General features: G+C 73.0%; 15 protein-coding genes and 1 pseudogene. 9 read left to right on the top strand and 7 right to left on the bottom strand.

The features are described 5' to 3' along the window. Positions 1-5: 5 nt before the first annotated feature. A complete protein-coding gene (locus tag ACIBTX_RS27885; protein ID WP_355051069.1) occupies positions 6-1,418 on the bottom strand; it encodes a cytochrome ubiquinol oxidase subunit I in 1,413 nt (470 codons plus the stop codon). Between the two features lie 164 nt (positions 1,419-1,582). Here ACIBTX_RS27885 and ACIBTX_RS27880 point away from each other — a divergent pair, with 164 nt between their 5' ends. From ACIBTX_RS27880 to ACIBTX_RS27860, 5 genes are all read left to right on the top strand, one after another. Further along, positions 1,583-2,347 carry a lysophospholipid acyltransferase family protein gene (locus ACIBTX_RS27880; RefSeq protein ID WP_396833184.1) on the top strand — a complete coding sequence of 255 codons (765 nt, stop codon included), beginning with the start codon at positions 1,583-1,585 and terminating at the stop codon, positions 2,345-2,347. A gap of 269 nt (positions 2,348-2,616) precedes the next feature. Beyond that, positions 2,617-3,174, top strand: coding sequence for a hypothetical protein (locus tag ACIBTX_RS27875; protein ID WP_396833183.1), 558 nt, complete (start codon positions 2,617-2,619; stop codon positions 3,172-3,174). Between the two features lie 110 nt (positions 3,175-3,284). Next, a complete protein-coding gene (locus ACIBTX_RS27870) occupies positions 3,285-4,052 on the top strand; it encodes a glycerophosphodiester phosphodiesterase (RefSeq protein ID WP_396833182.1) in 768 nt (255 codons plus the stop codon). 21 nt (positions 4,053-4,073) lie between these two features. Further along, on the top strand, positions 4,074-5,465 hold the full coding sequence (locus ACIBTX_RS27865; protein ID WP_357118678.1) for an MFS transporter: 1,392 nt from the start codon (positions 4,074-4,076) through the stop codon (positions 5,463-5,465). Between the two features lie 56 nt (positions 5,466-5,521). After that, positions 5,522-6,238, top strand: coding sequence for a thymidine kinase (locus ACIBTX_RS27860; protein WP_396833181.1), 717 nt, complete (start codon positions 5,522-5,524; stop codon positions 6,236-6,238). 52 nt (positions 6,239-6,290) lie between these two features. Here the strand turns inward: ACIBTX_RS27860 and ACIBTX_RS27855 are convergent, their stop codons facing one another. Further along, positions 6,291-7,139: a hypothetical protein gene (locus ACIBTX_RS27855; RefSeq protein WP_357118675.1), complete on the bottom strand. Its 849-nt coding sequence runs from the start codon at positions 7,137-7,139 to the stop codon at positions 6,291-6,293. A gap of 198 nt (positions 7,140-7,337) precedes the next feature. On the opposite strand from ACIBTX_RS27855, the gene ACIBTX_RS27850 reads away from it, so the two are divergent. Further along, the gene (locus ACIBTX_RS27850; protein WP_357394974.1) at positions 7,338-7,874 is read left to right on the top strand and encodes a hypothetical protein; all 537 of its coding nucleotides are present in this window, start codon (positions 7,338-7,340) and stop codon (positions 7,872-7,874) included. Here the strand turns inward: ACIBTX_RS27850 and ACIBTX_RS27845 are convergent. Both ACIBTX_RS27845 and ACIBTX_RS27840 read right to left on the bottom strand, forming a co-directional pair. After that, entirely contained in the window at positions 7,862-10,966 is a 3,105-nt protein-coding gene (locus tag ACIBTX_RS27845; RefSeq protein ID WP_357394976.1) for a BTAD domain-containing putative transcriptional regulator, read from the bottom strand. The genes ACIBTX_RS27850 and ACIBTX_RS27845 overlap by 13 nt on opposite strands. A gap of 127 nt (positions 10,967-11,093) precedes the next feature. Continuing rightward, a complete protein-coding gene (locus tag ACIBTX_RS27840) occupies positions 11,094-11,216 on the bottom strand; it encodes a hypothetical protein (protein ID WP_396833199.1) in 123 nt (40 codons plus the stop codon). Between the two features lie 3 nt (positions 11,217-11,219). Between ACIBTX_RS27840 and ACIBTX_RS27835 the strand changes: the two are divergent. Then, positions 11,220-11,339 (top strand): annotated as a pseudogene (locus ACIBTX_RS27835) (thymidine kinase); the annotation flags it as partial. Here the strand turns inward: ACIBTX_RS27835 and ACIBTX_RS27830 are convergent. Genes ACIBTX_RS27830 through ACIBTX_RS27820 form a run of 3 tightly spaced genes read right to left on the bottom strand, consistent with a single transcriptional unit; the run spans position 11,306 to position 14,137 of the window. Continuing rightward, a complete protein-coding gene (locus tag ACIBTX_RS27830; RefSeq protein ID WP_357394981.1) occupies positions 11,306-12,502 on the bottom strand; it encodes a low temperature requirement protein A in 1,197 nt (398 codons plus the stop codon). The pseudogene ACIBTX_RS27835 and the gene ACIBTX_RS27830 overlap by 34 nt on opposite strands. Continuing rightward, positions 12,499-13,692, bottom strand: a complete 1,194-nt coding sequence (locus ACIBTX_RS27825) for a low temperature requirement protein A (protein WP_357170093.1) — start codon at positions 13,690-13,692, stop codon at positions 12,499-12,501. The genes ACIBTX_RS27830 and ACIBTX_RS27825 overlap by 4 nt, the downstream gene beginning before the upstream one ends. Further along, positions 13,679-14,137, bottom strand: a complete 459-nt coding sequence (locus tag ACIBTX_RS27820) for a hypothetical protein (RefSeq protein ID WP_396833180.1) — start codon at positions 14,135-14,137, stop codon at positions 13,679-13,681. The genes ACIBTX_RS27825 and ACIBTX_RS27820 overlap by 14 nt, the downstream gene beginning before the upstream one ends. 125 nt (positions 14,138-14,262) lie before the next feature. Between ACIBTX_RS27820 and ACIBTX_RS27815 the strand changes: the two genes are divergently transcribed. Together ACIBTX_RS27815 and ACIBTX_RS27810 are read left to right on the top strand one after the other, a co-directional pair. Further along, complete coding sequence (locus ACIBTX_RS27815; RefSeq protein ID WP_396833179.1) at positions 14,263-15,966, top strand: acyl-CoA dehydrogenase family protein; 1,704 nt, start codon at positions 14,263-14,265, stop codon at positions 15,964-15,966. A 94-nt stretch (positions 15,967-16,060) separates the two neighbouring features. Next, on the top strand, positions 16,061-16,429 hold the full coding sequence (locus tag ACIBTX_RS27810) for a VOC family protein (RefSeq protein WP_357118657.1): 369 nt from the start codon (positions 16,061-16,063) through the stop codon (positions 16,427-16,429). Positions 16,430-16,491 lie beyond the last annotated feature (62 nt).

Genomic DNA, 16,491 nt, shown 5'->3' with positions numbered 1-16,491 from the left:
CGGGATCAGTAGGCGAAGGCGAGCGGACGCTCGGCGTCGTCGGTGTCGTCGGTGGGGGGCTGTTCGCTGACGTCCGGCACGCCAGCTCTGGCGTAGCGCAGCAGCAACTTGACCTCGATCACGGCGAGGGTGGCGTAGATCAGCGTGAAGGCGGTGAACGAGGTCAGCACCTCGGTGAGCGAGACGCTGCGGGACACGCCGTTGCGGGTGAGCATCTCGCCGAAGACGATCCACGGCTGGCGGCCCATCTCGGTGAAGATCCAGCCGAAGGAGTTGGCCAGCAGCGGCAGCACCGGCATGGCCAGGCCGGCGCGCAGCAGCCACCTGCTGCGCGGGGTACGGCCCCTGCGCTGGCTCCAGAGCACCAGCAGGGCGATCGCGCCCGCCGCCAACCCGAAGCCGACCATGAAGCGGAAACTCCAGTAGGTGACCGGGATGATCGGGGTGTAGCTGCCCGCGCCGTACTGGGTGGCGTACTGGGCCTGCAGGTCGTTGATGCCGTGCACGGTGCCGTTCGGGTCGCCGGTGCCCAGGTACGACAGCAGGTACGGGATCTTGAGGGCGAACACCTCGCGGCTGCCGTCGAGGCTGCCGATGGTGAGCACGGAGAACGAGGCGGGGCTCTCGGTGGTGTAGAGACCCTCGGCGGCGGCCATCTTCATGGGCTGCACATCCGTCATGATCTTGCCCTGGATGTCGCCGGTGAACAGCACGGCCGCCGAGGCGACCAGGACCACCCACGAGCCGAACTTCGTGGCGAAGCGGTACGCGCCGGTGTCGGCGGAGTCCCGGTTGCGGATCACGTGCCACAGGCCGACCGCCACGATCAGCGACCCGGCGACCAGGAACGAGCCGGCCAGGGTGTGCGGGAAGGTGATCAGGGCGACCTTGTTGGTGAGCACGGCCGGGAAGTCGGTCAGCTCGGCGCGTCCGCTGTCGGGGTTGATGCGGTAGCCGACGGGGTTCTGCATGAACGAGTTCGCGGCGAGGATGAAGTACGCGGACAGGTTCGTGCCGATGGCGGCGGCCCAGATGCTGGCCAGGTGCGCCCGCTTGGGCAGCCGGTCCCAGCCGAAGATCCACAGGCCGATGAACGTGGACTCGAGGAAGAACGCCACGAGCGCCTCGATGGCCAGGGGCGCGCCGAAGATGTCGCCGACGAAGCGGGAGTAGTCGCTCCAGTTCATGCCGAACTGGAACTCCTGCACGATGCCGGTGACCACGCCCATGGCGAAGTTGATCAGGAACAGCTTGCCGTAGAACTTGGTCAGCTTGAGGTAGCGCTCGTTGCCGGTGCGGTGCCACATCGTCTGCAGGATCGCCACCAGCACGGACAGGCCGATGGTCAGTGGCACGAACAGGAAGTGGTAGACGGTCGTGACACCGAACTGCCACCGGGCGACGTCCAACGCGTCCACCTGAACCCCCAACTATGCGTACTACGAGACGTAGTAAATACTACTGCTCGTCGTAGAGAAAGGGGCAGGGCCGGGCGGCCCAAAGCGGCCCGGGACCAATGACCCTGATCACTCCGGCCACTCGCCCTCGCGGCCCCACCGCCTCGTGCGAGGATGGCGCGCTGATGGACACGACGACCTGGCAGCCACCACTGCTCTGGCGGGCCGCCCTCATGCTGGCCCGCGCCCTGGTGGCCCTGCTCGCCCGCCTGGAGGTCACCGGCGACGTCCCCGCGCACCTGCGCCGGGGACCGCTCGTGCTGGCCGCCAACCACATCAGCCCGTTCGACCCCCTGGTCATGATCGCCGCTTGCCGGGAACGGGGCATCGCCCCACGGATCATGGCGACCGCCGGCCTGTTCCGCGCCCCCGTGCTCGGCGCCGCGATGCGCCACGTCGGGCACATCCGGGTCGACCGGGGCACCAGCGCCGTCCACCAGGCCCTCGACGACGCGGCCCAGGCCGTCGCGGCCGGCTCGGTGATCCTCATCTACCCCGAGGGACGCATCGGCCTGGACCCCGGCATGTGGCCCGAACGCGGCAAGACCGGCGTCGCCCGGCTCGCGTTGGCCTGCGGCGCACCCGTCATCCCGGTCGCCCAGTGGGGCGCGCACGAGGTGCTGCCCTACGCGACGCCGAACGGAATGCTGCCCGGCATCGCCCGCTCCCTGTGGCGTCGCCCGGTGATCCGGGTGCACTTCGGCGAACCCGTCGACCTGGGCGAGTCAAACGCCACCACCCCCGGGGCGGCCCGTCGAGCCACCGACCGCATCATCGACGCCCTGACCGACACCCTCGCTCCCCTGCGCCCCGACGAACCCGACCTCCCCCACCACGTCGACCCCGGCCGCCCCACCGACACGACCCGCACCCACCGCCGCACCCCCTGAAGCCCCGCGCCCGAGGCCCACCCCCGCCCCACCCCCGCCCCGCCCACCCCCGCGATCTTGCACTTTCTGTGGCGACATACCGGGCCGAGCCGGCCACAACGGCGACACAAACCGCAAGATCGGCGCGGGCTGCGGGGTCGCACACCGCCTCGGCGCGGGCCCACGGCTCCCCCGGGCAGGGGAGGCGGTTGGCTCGGCGTGGGGATCAGCACGATCAGGGCTGCGACGAGGCTGAAGAGCGTCAAGCCATCGACGCGAGGGAGTTTTCCATGCTCTGGTACACACGGGTCGGGACGGCATCGGCGGCGACAGTCGCGCTGGTCGCCGCCGGGTCGACGACGGTGTGGGCGCAGCCCACCGCGCCGAACGGGACGTCGCCTCCGAGGCCCGTGGCGCTGGTCGCCGGCTCGGGGCATTTCGTGTACGACGAGCCGAACATGGTGGGGCACCGGATCTGGTTCGGCGTCGCGGCGGTCACGACCGTCGACGGGTCGACGCGTGGCGAGTTCCATTACCGGCATGCGCTGCCGGACGGCACCGAGGTTGCCCGGGGACGGGCCGACGTGACCTGCCTGCGGGTGGTCGGGAACGTCGCGGTGTTCACGGCGATCGTGCCCGACGGCGTCGACCCGGTCCGCAACCACGGCTACTACGTCAAGATCATCGACGGTGGTCGGCAGCCCGACGTGATCGTCGACGCCCAGACGCAGAACGGGACCCAGCCGCCACCCACCGGCTGCCTCGACCCCGAGACGGAACTGCCACCGGAAGCGCCCGCACGCCCCCGGTACCCGATCCTCACCGGCGGGTACGTGGTGCGCCCGTGAGCCCCCTGGCGCTCCCGCCCCACGGGGGTGACGGGGGCGCCAGGGCCCGCGCGGACGAATGTCGCCGACAGGCCATCTGCGCTCCACCGGCCGCGTGCATACTGCGTCGCGTGCTCAACCGATCCGGCTACCTCGACGCGCCCGCGCCGCTGGCGTTCGCCCACCGCGGCGGGGCCGCCGAGGGCGACGAGAACACCACCGTGGCGTTCGCCCGTGCCGTCGGGCTCGGTTACCGGTACGTGGAGACCGACGTGCACGCCACCGCCGACGGCGTCCCGGTGATCTTCCACGACCCGACGCTCGCGCGGGTCACCGGTGAGGCGGGGCGCATCGCCGACCTGAGCTGGGCCGACCTCGCCTCGGTACGCGTCGGCGGCGCCGCCGTCGTACCCCGGCTCGACGAGGTGCTGGACGCCTGGCCGCAGGTCCGCTTCAACATCGACGTGAAGGCCGACGGCGGCGTCGCGCCGACGGTCGCCACCCTGACCCGGGTCGGCGCGGCCGACCGGGTGCTGCTCGCCTCGTTCAGCGACGCCCGACTGACCCGGCTGCGGGCGCTCACCCAGGGGCGCGTCGCCACCAGCCTCGGCATGCGGGGAGTCGCCCGGCTGCGGCTGGCCTCGCTGCACGGCCGGCCGCTGCGGCTGCCCCCGTCGGTGGTGGCCGCGCAGGTGCCGCCCCGCTACGGGCGGGTGCCGGTGGTGGACCGCCGATTCGTCGACTACTGCCACCGGCTCGGCCTTCAGGTGCACGTCTGGACGATCGACGATGCGGACCAGATGCACGACTTACTGGATCGTGGCGTGGATGGCATCATGACCGATCACGTCGGCGTGCTGCGCGACGTCTACCGCAGCCGCGGCCACTGGACCGCCTGACCAGCACCGAAGGAACCTCCGATGGCCGAGACCGTGACCCCCACGGTGACCGACACCCCGCCTCCGGCGAGCACCCCCCGCGAGCGCCGAGGCTGGTACATCTACGACTGGGCGAACTCCGCGTTCCAGTCCACGGTGATCACCGTGTTCCTCGGCCCGTTCCTGACCACCGTCGCCGAGACGGCCGCCGGCTGCGAGCTGGGCGCGGACACCTGCGACGGGTACGTGCACCCGCTGGGCATCCGGGTCGCGGCCGGGTCGTACTACCCGTACCTGATCTCGTTGTCGGTGTTCCTGACCGTGTTCGCGCTGCCGGTCATCGGGGCGATCGCCGACCGGTCGGCGCACAAGAAACGCCTACTCGGCGGGGCCGCGTTCACCGGCGCCGGGGCGACCATCGCGATGGCCTTCGTCACCGGCGACCGGTACCTGCTCGGCGGCGCGTTGTTCCTGGTCGCCAACATCTCCTTCGGCGCCGCGATCGTGGTCTACAACTCGTTCCTGCCGCAGCTCGGCGGCCCGGACGAACGGGACGGCATCTCCAGTCGTGGCTGGGCGCTGGGCTACCTCGGCGGTGGCCTGCTGCTGGCGGTGAACCTGGCCACCGTCTCCCTGCTCAGCGAGGACGACAACCCGCAGCGCACCCTGGACCTGGCCCGCTGGTCGATCGTGTCCGCCGGCGTGTGGTGGGCGGCGTTCACCCTGGTGCCGCTGCGCTGGCTGCGCGACCGTCCCGTGACAGCGGCCGTGGCCGCGCGGGGCAACGTGCTCACCGACGGGTTCCGGCAGCTCGGGCACACCCTGCGCGAGATCCGGGCGTACCCGCTGACGTTGTTCTTCCTGCTGGCGTTCCTCGTCTTCAACGACGGCATCCAGACCGTCATCACGATGGCCAGCCAGTACGGCACCGAGGAGCTGCGGCTGGAGCAGAGCACCCTGATCGTCACGATCCTGCTGGTGCAGTTCCTCGCCTTCGGCGGCGCGTTGCTCCTCGGCGCGCTGGCCCGGCGCATCGGCGCGCGCAAGACGGTGCTGATCAGCCTGGTGCTCTGGACCGGTGTGATCCTCGGCGTGTTCTGGCTGCCCGCCGAGGCGCCGCTGCCGTTCATGGCGCTCGGCGCCTGCATCGGTCTGGTCCTGGGGGGCAGTCAGGCGCTGAGCCGGTCCCTGTTCAGCCAGCTCATCCCCGCCGGCAAGGAGGGCGAATACTACGGCTTCTACGAGATCAGCGACAGGGGTACGAGCTGGCTGGGCCCGCTCGCGTTCGGCATCGTGTTCCAACTCACCGCCTCCTACCGCGTGGGCCTGGTCTCACTGGTGGGCTTCTTCGTGGTCGGGTTCCTGCTGCTGTTGGCGGTGCCGATGCGCCGGGCCATCATCGCGGCCGGCAACACCCCACCACGGGTGCTCTGAGCACGTGCGACGCACCTGACAGATCCGGGCCGGTCGATCGGCTAGGCTGCCCGACCGTGACCGACGACGCCGCTGCCACCCCGACCTGCCTGGCCCACCCGTTCCCCGGCCAGCCGCACGCTCCCGCCGCCTGCGCGGCCGCGCGCGGGCTCGACGGGCGGCCGGTGCACGCCGCGGCGTTGAAGTTCTTCTGGGGGCCGATGGACTGCGGTAAGTCCACGATGGCGTTGCAGATGAACTACAACCACGCCCGGCAGGGCCGCCGAGGCCTGGTCACCACCCGCATCGACCGGTCGCTGGGTCCACAGGTCACCACCCGCATCGGCCTGGCCCACGAGGCCATCGAGGTCACCGACGACCTGGACCTGCGGGCGCTGGTGCGCGGCCGCTGGGCCGACGGGGTACGCGTCGACTACCTGATCTGCGACGAGGCCTGCTTCTACACCGTCGAGCACGTCGAGCAGATGGCCGAGTTGGTGGACAGCTACGACGTGGACGTGTTCGCGTTCGGCCTCGCCACCGACTTCCGGTCCTGCCTGTTCCCCGCCGCGCAGCGCCTGTTCGAGTTGGCCGACGAGGTGGCCCGCATCCAGGTCGAGGTGCTGTGCTGGTGCGGCCGGGAGGGGCTGCTCAACGCTCGGGTCGTCGACGATCGGGTGGTCCGCGAGGGCGAACAGGTCGTCATCGGCGACACCGTGGAGACCGCCGACGTGCGCTACCAGGTGCTCTGCCGGCGGCACTACCGCAGCGGCGACCTCGGCCCCCGCGACTGACGCGGTGGCCGGCCGCCCCGTGCTGGGGACGGCCGGCCGTGGTACGGGTGGGTCAGCCCACGCAGACCTGCTGCGCCCTGATGTTCCACGGCGTGGCGAACGCGACGATCTCCCGTCCGGTCGCCTCGGCGGTGTCCAGTGCCGGCCGGGGCACCAACGTCGCCACCGAGCCGGCCCCGGAGAGCCCGGTCAACACCGCGCCGACCCCGGCGGTCTGCGATCCCGCCGGGCAGGCCGGCGTCGTCACGGACTTCGGCGAGTTCGCGTTGAACGCGCTCGTCGCCTCCGTCAACGCCATCGCCGGCAGCGCGGTGGCGCAGAACGCCTGGGTCTGCAACGTGAAGTTGCCCGGAGCGCCGAACACGTACGCGGTGCTCGACACCGAACCGAGCGCCGCGGTGAACGCCAGCTCGTCGATCGCCACCGCTGCGTTGGCGTTGTCGATCCGGTACCCACCGCCGAAGGTCTTCTTGCCCGGCGGGCACACGGCGGTGATCCCCACCTTGTCCAGCGCGTTGCTCGCCGACGTGGTGGTGACCAGTTGCAGGCCGGACACCGCCCCGGCCGGGGCGCAGACCGCGAACGCGTCCACCGACCAGGGCACGTTCGTGGCGTTGGCCTCCACCCCGAACACCGTCACCGTACGCAGGGTCGCGTCGGCGTAGACCCGGGTCATCAGGACGTCACCCTGACCGTCGTTGATCCGTCCACCCGCGCCGACCACCTGGTCGACGCCGTTGCACGAGATGGTCATCGTCTTGGCGTTCGTCGCGTCCAGGACGCTCGTCGCGGCGACCCGGTACAGGCCGACCGACGCCTGCGCCGCTGTGCTCGGCGCGAGCAGCGTCGTGGCCGCCGCCACGCTGGTCAGCACTGCCAGACCAGCCAGTTTCCGGTTCATTGGATTCCCTCCGCCCTGCCTCGTCGACGATCGACGACGGCGTTGCGACCAGACTCCGCACCCTCGTCAGGGGCCGGTCATCGGCGCGGACGCGGACGGCGTACTGACGCCACGATGACGGGCGGCTGCGACCCTGCCGGCGACGTCACCGTGGCGTCACCGGACTCCGGACGGGGTCCACGAACGGGAGGTCCCATCATGCGTATCCGAGCGGCGGCGCTGGCCGCCCTCCTGGTCAGCGGCGCTCTGATCGGCGTCGGCGGTGGCACGGCGTACGCCGACCCGGACGCGAACCCGTGCGCCACCACCGCCGGCGACCCGATCATGGGCACCGAGGGCGACGACGTCATCTACGGCGGCGCCGGTCCCGACGAGATCCACGGGCTCGGCGGCAACGACACCATCTACGGCGGCGGTGGCGTCGACACGATCTACGGCGGCGCCGGCAACGACATCCTGTTCGGTGAGGGCTGCGGTGACACCCTCGTCGGCGGTCCGAACGACGACGTGCTGGCCGGTCTCGACGGCAACGACCATCTCAACGGGTCGCACGGCGCGGACCTGCTGATCGGCAAGGCCGGCGTCATCGTCTGGGGCGTTGCCACCAACGGCGACATATTCGACGGCGGGGGCGGGGCGGACACCTGCGCCCAGGACGACAACCCCGACGCCAGCGTGATCTTCTACGCGTACGTGGACACCAACGCGGGCAACGAGAACCTCTACCCCTGCTGACCGGCCCTGGCGCGCAGCACATCCGGGTGCGGGGGCGGTGCGTCGATCGCGCGCATCGCCCCGCCCCACCTGTCGAACGCCCGCCGGGCCTCCCCGTGCCGGCCGGCCCCGACAAGCGTCGCGACCAGCGCCCGGTGCGCCCACTCGTCGTAGCAGTCGGCGTCGAGCAGCCGGACCAGGGTGGTCGCGGCCCGGTCGGAGTCGCCGTCGCGCCGGTACTGCCGGGCCAGTTCCCGCAGCGCCCGCAACCACATCGAGCGGGCCTGTTCCCGCAGCCCGTCGGCCCAGTCCTCGTAGGGCTCGTCGGTGAAGGCGTCACCCCGGTAGGCGGCGTCCACGTCGGCGAGCACCGCGCGGGCCCGCGCCGGGTCACCCTCGCGGGCGAGCCGCTCCGCCCGGGGCACGTCGGCCAGCAGGGTCTCCGCGTCGACGACCACCCGGGTCAGGTCGACGCGTACGCCGGTCAGGTCGGCGCGCACGTACCGGTCGACGGGCCACCGCCGGGGCGGGTCGAGCACGGCACGCACGGCGGACAGCAACACCGACAGGCGGTGCGCGGTGCGCCGCGGCTCGTCGTCGGGCCACAGCAGTTCGCACAGCTCGGCCCGTCCTACGGCGCGGCCACGCCGGGCGACGAGGATCTTCAGCAGCGTGCGGGCCTGCCGCGACCGCCACGCCGGCAGCGGGACCTCCCGCCCACCGACGATGACTTCGAACCGGCCGAGCACCCGCACCTCGACGGTTCCACCGTCGACGGACAGCTCGGACAACTGCCGGCCGTCGACCGTCTCGATTCCGAGCGCCAGCAACCGGTTGGCCGCGGCCCGCGCCGCCGAGCGCTGCGCGGCGTCCGCGCCCGGCACCCGGCCCAGCAGGACGACTGTCCGTTCGGCGGCCGGACCCGCGCCCGCCGCCTGCCAGATCGCGCCGGCCTCCACCAGGGCGTCGCGACTCGCGGCCGGGTCGGCGGCGACCGCGGCGGTGAGTTCCAACGCCTCGGCCAACGCGTCGGCCTGCCGTCCGGTCCGGGCCGCCCGTACCGCTTCGGCCGCCCGCCGCCGGGCCACCTCCAGGTCACCTTCGGCGTACGCCACCCAGCCCGTCGCGGCCAGCGCGCAGGAGAGCAGGAACGCCGGCGCCAGCCGGTGTGCCTCGTCGGCGGCGGCACGGGCGGCGTCGAGGTCGGCGGCGTTGCTCTCGCAGCGCAGCCGGGCCAGGCCGGCCAGCGCCGGGATGCGTACCTGCAGGTCCCCCACGTCACGGGCCAGTTCGGCGGCCTCGGCGAAGGCGGCCAGCGCCTCCTCGCGCCGGCCGAGACGGCGACTGACCTCGGCCAACCCGTAGACCCCGGCGGCCGCCCGGTTGAGCCCCAACCGTTGCGAGACCAGTTTGGACCGGGTGAAGTGCAGGGTCGCCTCGTCGTAGCGGCCCAGCCGGACCAGCGCCTCACCCGCGTTGTGCAGGGCGGTCACCAGCACTCCGGGCGGGCCGGCGAGCTCCGCCGCGCGGACCGCCCGTACCGCGGTGGCCAGCGCCGACGGGTACCGGGCCTCCCGCAGCAGGCAGTGCGCCTGGTTGACCAGGACCCTTGCCTGCTGAACCAGGTCACCCGCGCGTTCGGCCGCGGCGAGGGCGTCGGCGAGGTGCCCGTCGCGGCGGGTGCCGGACGAGGTGAGCGCGGCCGCGATGTGCGCCGCCGCCAACGGGGCGTCCTCGTTCACCCGCTGGGCGGCGACGAGCGCGCGGGCCCCGGTGGTGACCGCGTCGTCGACCCGGCCGAGTTGGGCGAGGGTGCTGGCGCGGCAGGCCAGCAGCAGGACGTCGTCGGGGCCCGGTGGGGCGGGCGTCGGCGCGGCGTCCGCCCGGTCGAGCACCGCGAGCGCGCCGGCGTAGTCGGTCCGCAGGTACGGCACCATCGCGGCCCGCCAGAGCAGCCGCGCCGGCCACCGGCGGTCGTGGTCCGCCTGGGCCAGCAGCGGGGCGAAGACGCGCGACGCCCAGGTCACCGAGCCGGACATCCGCAGCGCGTCGCCGAGGATCAGTTGCAGGTCGGGGTGCTGCTCGGCCGGCGGCAGCGCGCTGATCAGGTCGGTGACGTCGGACGCCCCACCGCCGGCGAGCATCTCCACGCCGTGGCTGACGATCAGCGCCGCGCACCGGGCGGTGTCGTTCGCGTCGCGCAGGGCTCGGGCGGCGGCGAGGGGGTACGCGTGGGCGAGGTACCAGTCGGCGGCGGCGGACAACCGGCGGCGGCCCGAGGCGTCCGGGCGGCCTTCCTGTTGGGCCAGCACCGCCGCGAGCACCGGTACCAGCCGCACCGTCGCGGCGGTGAGGTCGGACCGCCGGCGGGGGTGAGCCACCAGCAACCCGGTGCGGGTCGCCCACCGCAGCGCCTGCGCGGTGGCGTCGGCTGGCGCGTCGGCGTCGATGACCACGCACAGCGGCGCGCTGATCGTGTCGAGGTGGTGGATGTCGCCGAGCAGACGCGCCACCTGCGCGGGCAGGTCGGTGAGGATCTCGTCGCGGGCGAACTGCCCGCCGGCGGTGCCGGGTTCGGTCAGGGCCGCGAGCAGCTCCCGCCGGCCGACCCCTTGGCGGCCGAGCGCGTCACCGGCGAGGTGCACCCACGCCGGCCAGCCGGCGGTCAGCTCGTAGACCAGGTAGGCCAGGTCACTGTCGGGGACCGCGTGTTCGTCGCGCAGGATCCGGGCGACCTGGTCCCGACCGAGGGCGAGGGTTTCCGGTCCCCGGTGCACCACGGGTCCGGCACAGGCGCTGCGGGCCGCGTCGGCGAGGGGGTGTCGAGCGGCCAGCGTCACCGCGGGCTGACCCGGCAGCGCGCCCAACAGCCGCACCAGGGCCAGTTGCTCGTCCCCGGTGAGCGCGGACACCTCGTCCACGGCGACCCGGGCGGGCGGGTGCGCGTCCGACGGGCCGCTCGGGTGCGACAGCGCGTCGATCAGATCCGCCGCCCGGTGACAGGCCGTCGGACCGTCCCCGCCGATGACCTCCAGGGCGGTGCTCTTGCCGTAACCGGCGGCGGCCACCAGCAGCAGCCAGCGCTGTGGTCGGGTCCGCCGGTCGGTTGCCATCACGTCGCCTCCGCTCGACCGAGCACCGAGGAAGGCCACCCGGAGGGCCGGTGACCCCACGCTAACCATCGTGCGGCCCGCCCACGGTGGCGTTGTCCGAGAACCGACGCAGTGCCGCCGGCCGGGGTCAAGACGGCTCTCGGGCGGCGGACCGGGCCCGCGACCGGTCGGCCACGATGACGGCGACGGTCACCGCCAACGCCAGCGCGGCGCACACCGCGACGGGCTCGCCGGGCTGCCGCAGCAACACCTCCGGGTGGTCCGCGAGGGTGAACAGGTCGTCATCGGCGACACCGTGGAGACCGCCGACGTGCGCTACCAGGTGCTCTGGCGGCGGAACTACCGCAGCGGCGACCTGGGCCCCCGCGACTGAGACGCCCGTCGTTCCGACATCCGGTCGGCCACAATCACCGCGGCCGTCACCAGCAGCGCCGCCCCGGCGGTGACCGCTGTCGGCGTGGCCAGCGCGACCGTCCCGGGGATCAGCGCGAGCAGCAGCAGCGTCGCCGTGACGCGGCCCGCCACCCCGACGAAGCCCAGAACCAGCTGGTAGGCGGCGTGCCCGGCCAGGAACAGTGCCGGGCCGCCGAGTACGACAAGCGCGTCCGCCCAGCCGACCGCGTGGCCGGGAGCGTGCAGCAACTGCTCGTCGCCGACCGCGGTGATCACGATGCCGCCCACCATCACCGGGTGCAGGTAGTTGAACACCAGCCGCGACAGCCGTCCGGCCCGTTCACCGGCCTGGGCCAGGGCTCGCATGACGGTGTCCGCCCGGTCGAAGTACACCCACCACAGGGCCACCGATCCCGCGAAGGCGAGCAGGAATGCGAAGATGCCCACCCGGTCCAGGCGCTGCGTCAACGTGCCGCCGGTGATGAGGATCGACTCCCCCAGCGCGATGAGGACGAACGCCTGGCAGCGTTCGGCCAGGTGCCCACCCTCGACCTCCCAACGTTCCGGGGTGCTGCGGCCCAAGCCGGGCACCGGGAATCCGGTGGCCAACCCGAGCGCGTCGACGGCGATCACACCGATCCAGATCACCTCGCGGGCTGGGGGGTCCACCAGGCCGCCGACGAGAGCCAACAACCCGGTGGCGGTGATCCAGACGACGCACTGGCGGAAACTGTCACTGACGTACGGCTGGCCGCGGATCGCCCACATGGCGAAGACCGTCCGACCGATCTGCACCACCGCGTGCGCTCCGGCGAAGAGCAGACCGTCGCCGCCGAACGCGGTGGGCAACGCCGCCGCGAGCAGCAGACTGCCCAGCGTCACCACCAGCAGCGTGGCGCGCACCGGCGCGCGGTCCGGGCGTAGCCAGTTGCCCATCCACACGGTGTAGATCCAGACCAGCCAGACCATGCCCAGCAGCACCGCGGTACGCCCCACACCCGGCCAGTCGAGGTACGCGCTGAGGTACTGGGACAACTGGGTGATCGTGAAGACGTAGACCAGGTCGAAGAACAATTCGGTGGACGTGGTCCGCTCCACCCCGCGGCGGGGACGCAGCAACTGCGGGTGCGCCGGCCGGCTCACGACGTGCCCCGCCGGGCCCGCAGGCGATCCGCCATGATCACCGCGACGGTCACCGCCGTTGCCAGCGCCGCGCAGGTCACCACCGTGGCGCCCAGACCTACGCAGGCCGGTATCAGGGCCAGCAGCACCACCACAGCGGCGATCCGGCTGGTGGGCAGCGCCCGCCACAGCACCGCCTGGTAGGCGGCGTGCCCGGCGAGGAACAGCGCCGGGCCGGCCAGGGTGAACAGGGCGGTGACCGTGGTGGCCGTCGCGCCCGGAGCGTGCAGCAGCCGTTCGTCGCCGGCCGAGGTGACGACGATGCCGGCGACCATCACCGGGTGCAGGTAGTTGAACGCGAGCCGGCCCAGCGCCCCGGTACGCGTGCCCGCGCGGGCGACGACCTCCGCGGCGGCCGGGGCGGACCGCGCGAAGTACACCCACCACAGCGCCACCGAGCCGGCGAACGCCACACCGAACGCGCCGAGGCGCACCACGTCCACGTGTGACGTCAGGGTGTTGCCGGTGACCAGGATCGACTCGCCGAGCGCGATGAGCACGAACGCCGCGCAGCGCTCCGCCAGGTGCCCACCCTCCACCATCCACCGCTCCGGGCGGCTGCGTGCACGCCCCGGCAGGGGGTAGCCGGTCGACAGGCCCACCACCTCGAGCACGATCACGGCCGTCCACACCACCTCCCGGGCCGGGGTGTCGAGCAGGCCGCCGACCACCACGAGCACCGACGTGGCGGCGATCCAGGGCAACGACTTCTGGAACCCGTCGACCAGCCACGGATTGCCCTGCGCCGCCCACAACGCGAACGCGGTCCGGCCCACCTGCACGCTGACGTAGACCACCGCGAAGAGCAGACCCATCCCGGCGAACGCCTGTGGGATCGTCGCCGACAACAGCAGGCTGCCCAGCGTCACCCCGATCAGCATCGCCCGTACCGGGCCCTGGTCCGGTTGCAGCCAGTTGGTCACCCAGGTGGTGTAGACCCAGACGAACCAGACCAGCGCCAACAGCAGCGCGGTGCGGGCTGCGCCACGCCAGTCCGGGTGCGCGATCAGGTAGTGCGACACCTGGGTGATCGTGAAGATGAAGACCAGGTCGAAGAACAACTCGGTCGAGGTGGTCGGCTCGACGCCCTGCCGCCGGCGCAAGAGCCGGGGGTGCGCCAGCTCCGGGGCCGGCGGCTCAGAAGGGGTCACCGCACACCCGCCAGTCGCCGCCCTCGCGGACCACCGGCAGGCGGCGTTCCTCGCTGATGCCGCCGGCGCGGGTCACCTTCGCGGTCACGGTGCCGCGCGGACGCCCACCCTTGGTGGACACCGACACGTCGGTGATCTCGTAGTCGGTCACCATGGGCGGGGTCCGCACCCAACTGGTGAACCCGATCGCGCTCCACCGGGTACGGGCGTCGGCGCACAGCCGTTCGTACGCACGATCGCTGTCACCGAGGGACACCTCGCTGAGGAACCCGTCGGCGGTCTCCCGGATCGGGCCGGCGGCCTGCCGCACGGTCTGCAGGTTCCACGCTCCCAGTCCGGCGACTCCGACGCAGCACAGCGCCATGCCGAACCCGGCGAAGACCAGCCCGGCACGCATCGGGCGGCGCTGCCGGGCCGGTCGGCTCCACGACTGGCCGGCACCCACGACTACCGACCGTAGAGAAAGCCGTCGCGGTGAGGCATGGCAAGCCGGAAACTGGGCCTTCTTTCGGTGCGGCGACGCATCGTCTACCGTCGGCGCACACCCCCGTAGCGTCAGGGAGCCGATCGATGAGCCGCTTCGTGCAGCCGGTACCACCCCCTGCCGACCCGTACGCCGGTGATGCCCTGCTGCGGTCCTGGCTGGAGCGTCACCTCGGGGCGGCCGGTCACGCCGCCGCGAAGGGCCGCCTGGCCGACCTGGCCGCCGATGTGAGCGGGCCGCTGCGCGCGGCGCACGCCGATGCCGAGGCGCACCCGCCGACGCTGGTCCGGTACGACCCGTGGGGCGCCCGCGTCGACCGCATCGAGGTGTCCGCCGGTTGGCGGGCGCAGCGGGCCGCCGCCGCCCGGCACGCGGTGGTGGCGCTGCCCTACCTGCCCGACGCCCGGGGCACCTGGGGCGCTGCCGCGCGGGTCGTGCAGCATGCGCTGCTGCACCTGTACGGGCCGGAGTCGGCGACGTTCTCCTGCCCGGTGGCGATGGCCGACGGCGCGGCGGCGCTGCTCAGCCTGCCCGACGTCGACGCGGGTGTCCGCGACGCGTGGCTGCCCCGGTTGACCTCCACCGATCCGGACACCGCGATCACCAGCGGGCAGTGGATGACCGAGTCGCAGGGCGGCTCGGACCTGGGCCGCTCCAGCACGATCGGCCGGCCGGCGGCGGACGGTTCGTGGCGGCTGACCGGGGAGAAGTGGTTCTGCTCCGCGGCCGACGCGGCGATGGCGGTGGCGCTGGCCCGTCCCGAGGGCGCCGGGCGGGGCAGCCGGGTGCTCGCTCCGTTCCTCGTACCCCGGTACGCGGTCGACTCGCCGCTGGCCACCGGCGCGGCCCCGGACGCGCCCGCTCCCGGTGTCGTCGTGCACCGGCTCAAGGACAAGCTCGGCACCCGGGCGCTGCCGACCGCCGAGATCGGCCTGCGCGACGCGTACGCGGTGCCGTTGGGCGACCCGGCGGTGCCCGGCCTGGTCCGGGCCATGACGCTGGTCGTGGTGACCCGGGTGCACAACGCCGCCGCCGCTGCCGGCGGGATGCGACGGGGGCTCGCCTACGCCCGCGCGTTCGCCGACGCGCGGCACGTCGCGGGCGGCCCGCTGTCGTCCTCGCCCCTGCACCGCGCCACGCTCGGCACCCTCGCGGTCGACGCGGCGGGCGCGTTCGCCCTGGCCGGACACGCGTTCGCGCTGCTCGGGCGGGTGGAGGTCGGCGCCGACCCGGAGGCGGTCGCGGAGCTGCGCATCGTCGCGCCGCTGGCCAAGCTCGCCACCGGCCGGCTCGCCGTCAGCTCCGCCAGCGAGTACGTGGAGAGCTTCGGCGGCGCCGGGTATGTGGAGGACACCGGGGTGCCCCGGCTGCTGCGCGACGCGCAGGTGCTGCCGATCTGGGAGGGCACCACAAACGTCCTGTCCCTGGACGTGCTGCGCGCGTTGACCCGGGAGGACGCCGGGTCGCCGCTGCTGCGACGGCTGACCGCCGCCGTTGACCTGGCCCGGCCGCTGTCGCCCGCGCTGGCCGACACCCTGGCCACGGTCGCCGGGCAGCTCCGCGACACCATCGTCGCGGTGACGGCCGACCCGGGCGCGGCGACGGTCATCGCCGGTGCCCGTGCGCTGGCGCTGCGTCTGGCGTACGCGCTGACCGCCGCGCTGCTCGTGGAGCACGCCGCCTGGGGTGACGAGCAGGCGGAGCTGGCGGCCCGGCTGTGGGCGCGGCGGTGGCTGCGGCACGAGGACATCGCCGAGGACGCCCACCACCACCTGGACCTGCTCTGCTGACCGGTCGACGGGAGCGGGGGTGACGGTCGCCGGCGTCGAGAAAAGTCGACGTACCTGACAGGAGTTGGCAGGTACGTCGGCGCAGACTGCACGCATGACGACAACCGCCGACCTCGCGATGGTCAACCTGGACAGCTCCGACCCTGCCGCGCACGCCGCCTTCTACCACCGGGCGTTGGGCTGGGAGATCACCCACAGCCAAGCCGAGTACGCCATGATCCGCAACGGCGGCGTGTCCATCGGGTTCGGCCTCGTCGAGGGCTACCAACCGCCGGCCTGGCCGGATTCGGCCGGGCAGAAGCGGTACCACCTCGACCTCTACGTCGACGATCTGGCCGTGGCCGAGAAGGAGTTCGTGGCCGCGGGCGCGTCGAAGCCGGAGTTCCAGCCCGGCGAGACGTGGGTGGTGCTGCTCGACCCGATCGGGCAGCCGTTCTGCCTCTGCCGCCGACCGCAGGGCTGAGGCCCGGCCCTCGGCGCGTCACCCGTGGCCTGCCGTCCGGCGCGCCACGGGTGACGCCGCAG

Source organism: Micromonospora sp. NPDC049359, from assembly GCF_044466585.1.
In the GTDB taxonomy this organism is placed as follows: domain Bacteria; phylum Actinomycetota; class Actinomycetes; order Mycobacteriales; family Micromonosporaceae; genus Micromonospora.
This window is presented reverse-complemented; position numbering and strand designations above follow the sequence as displayed.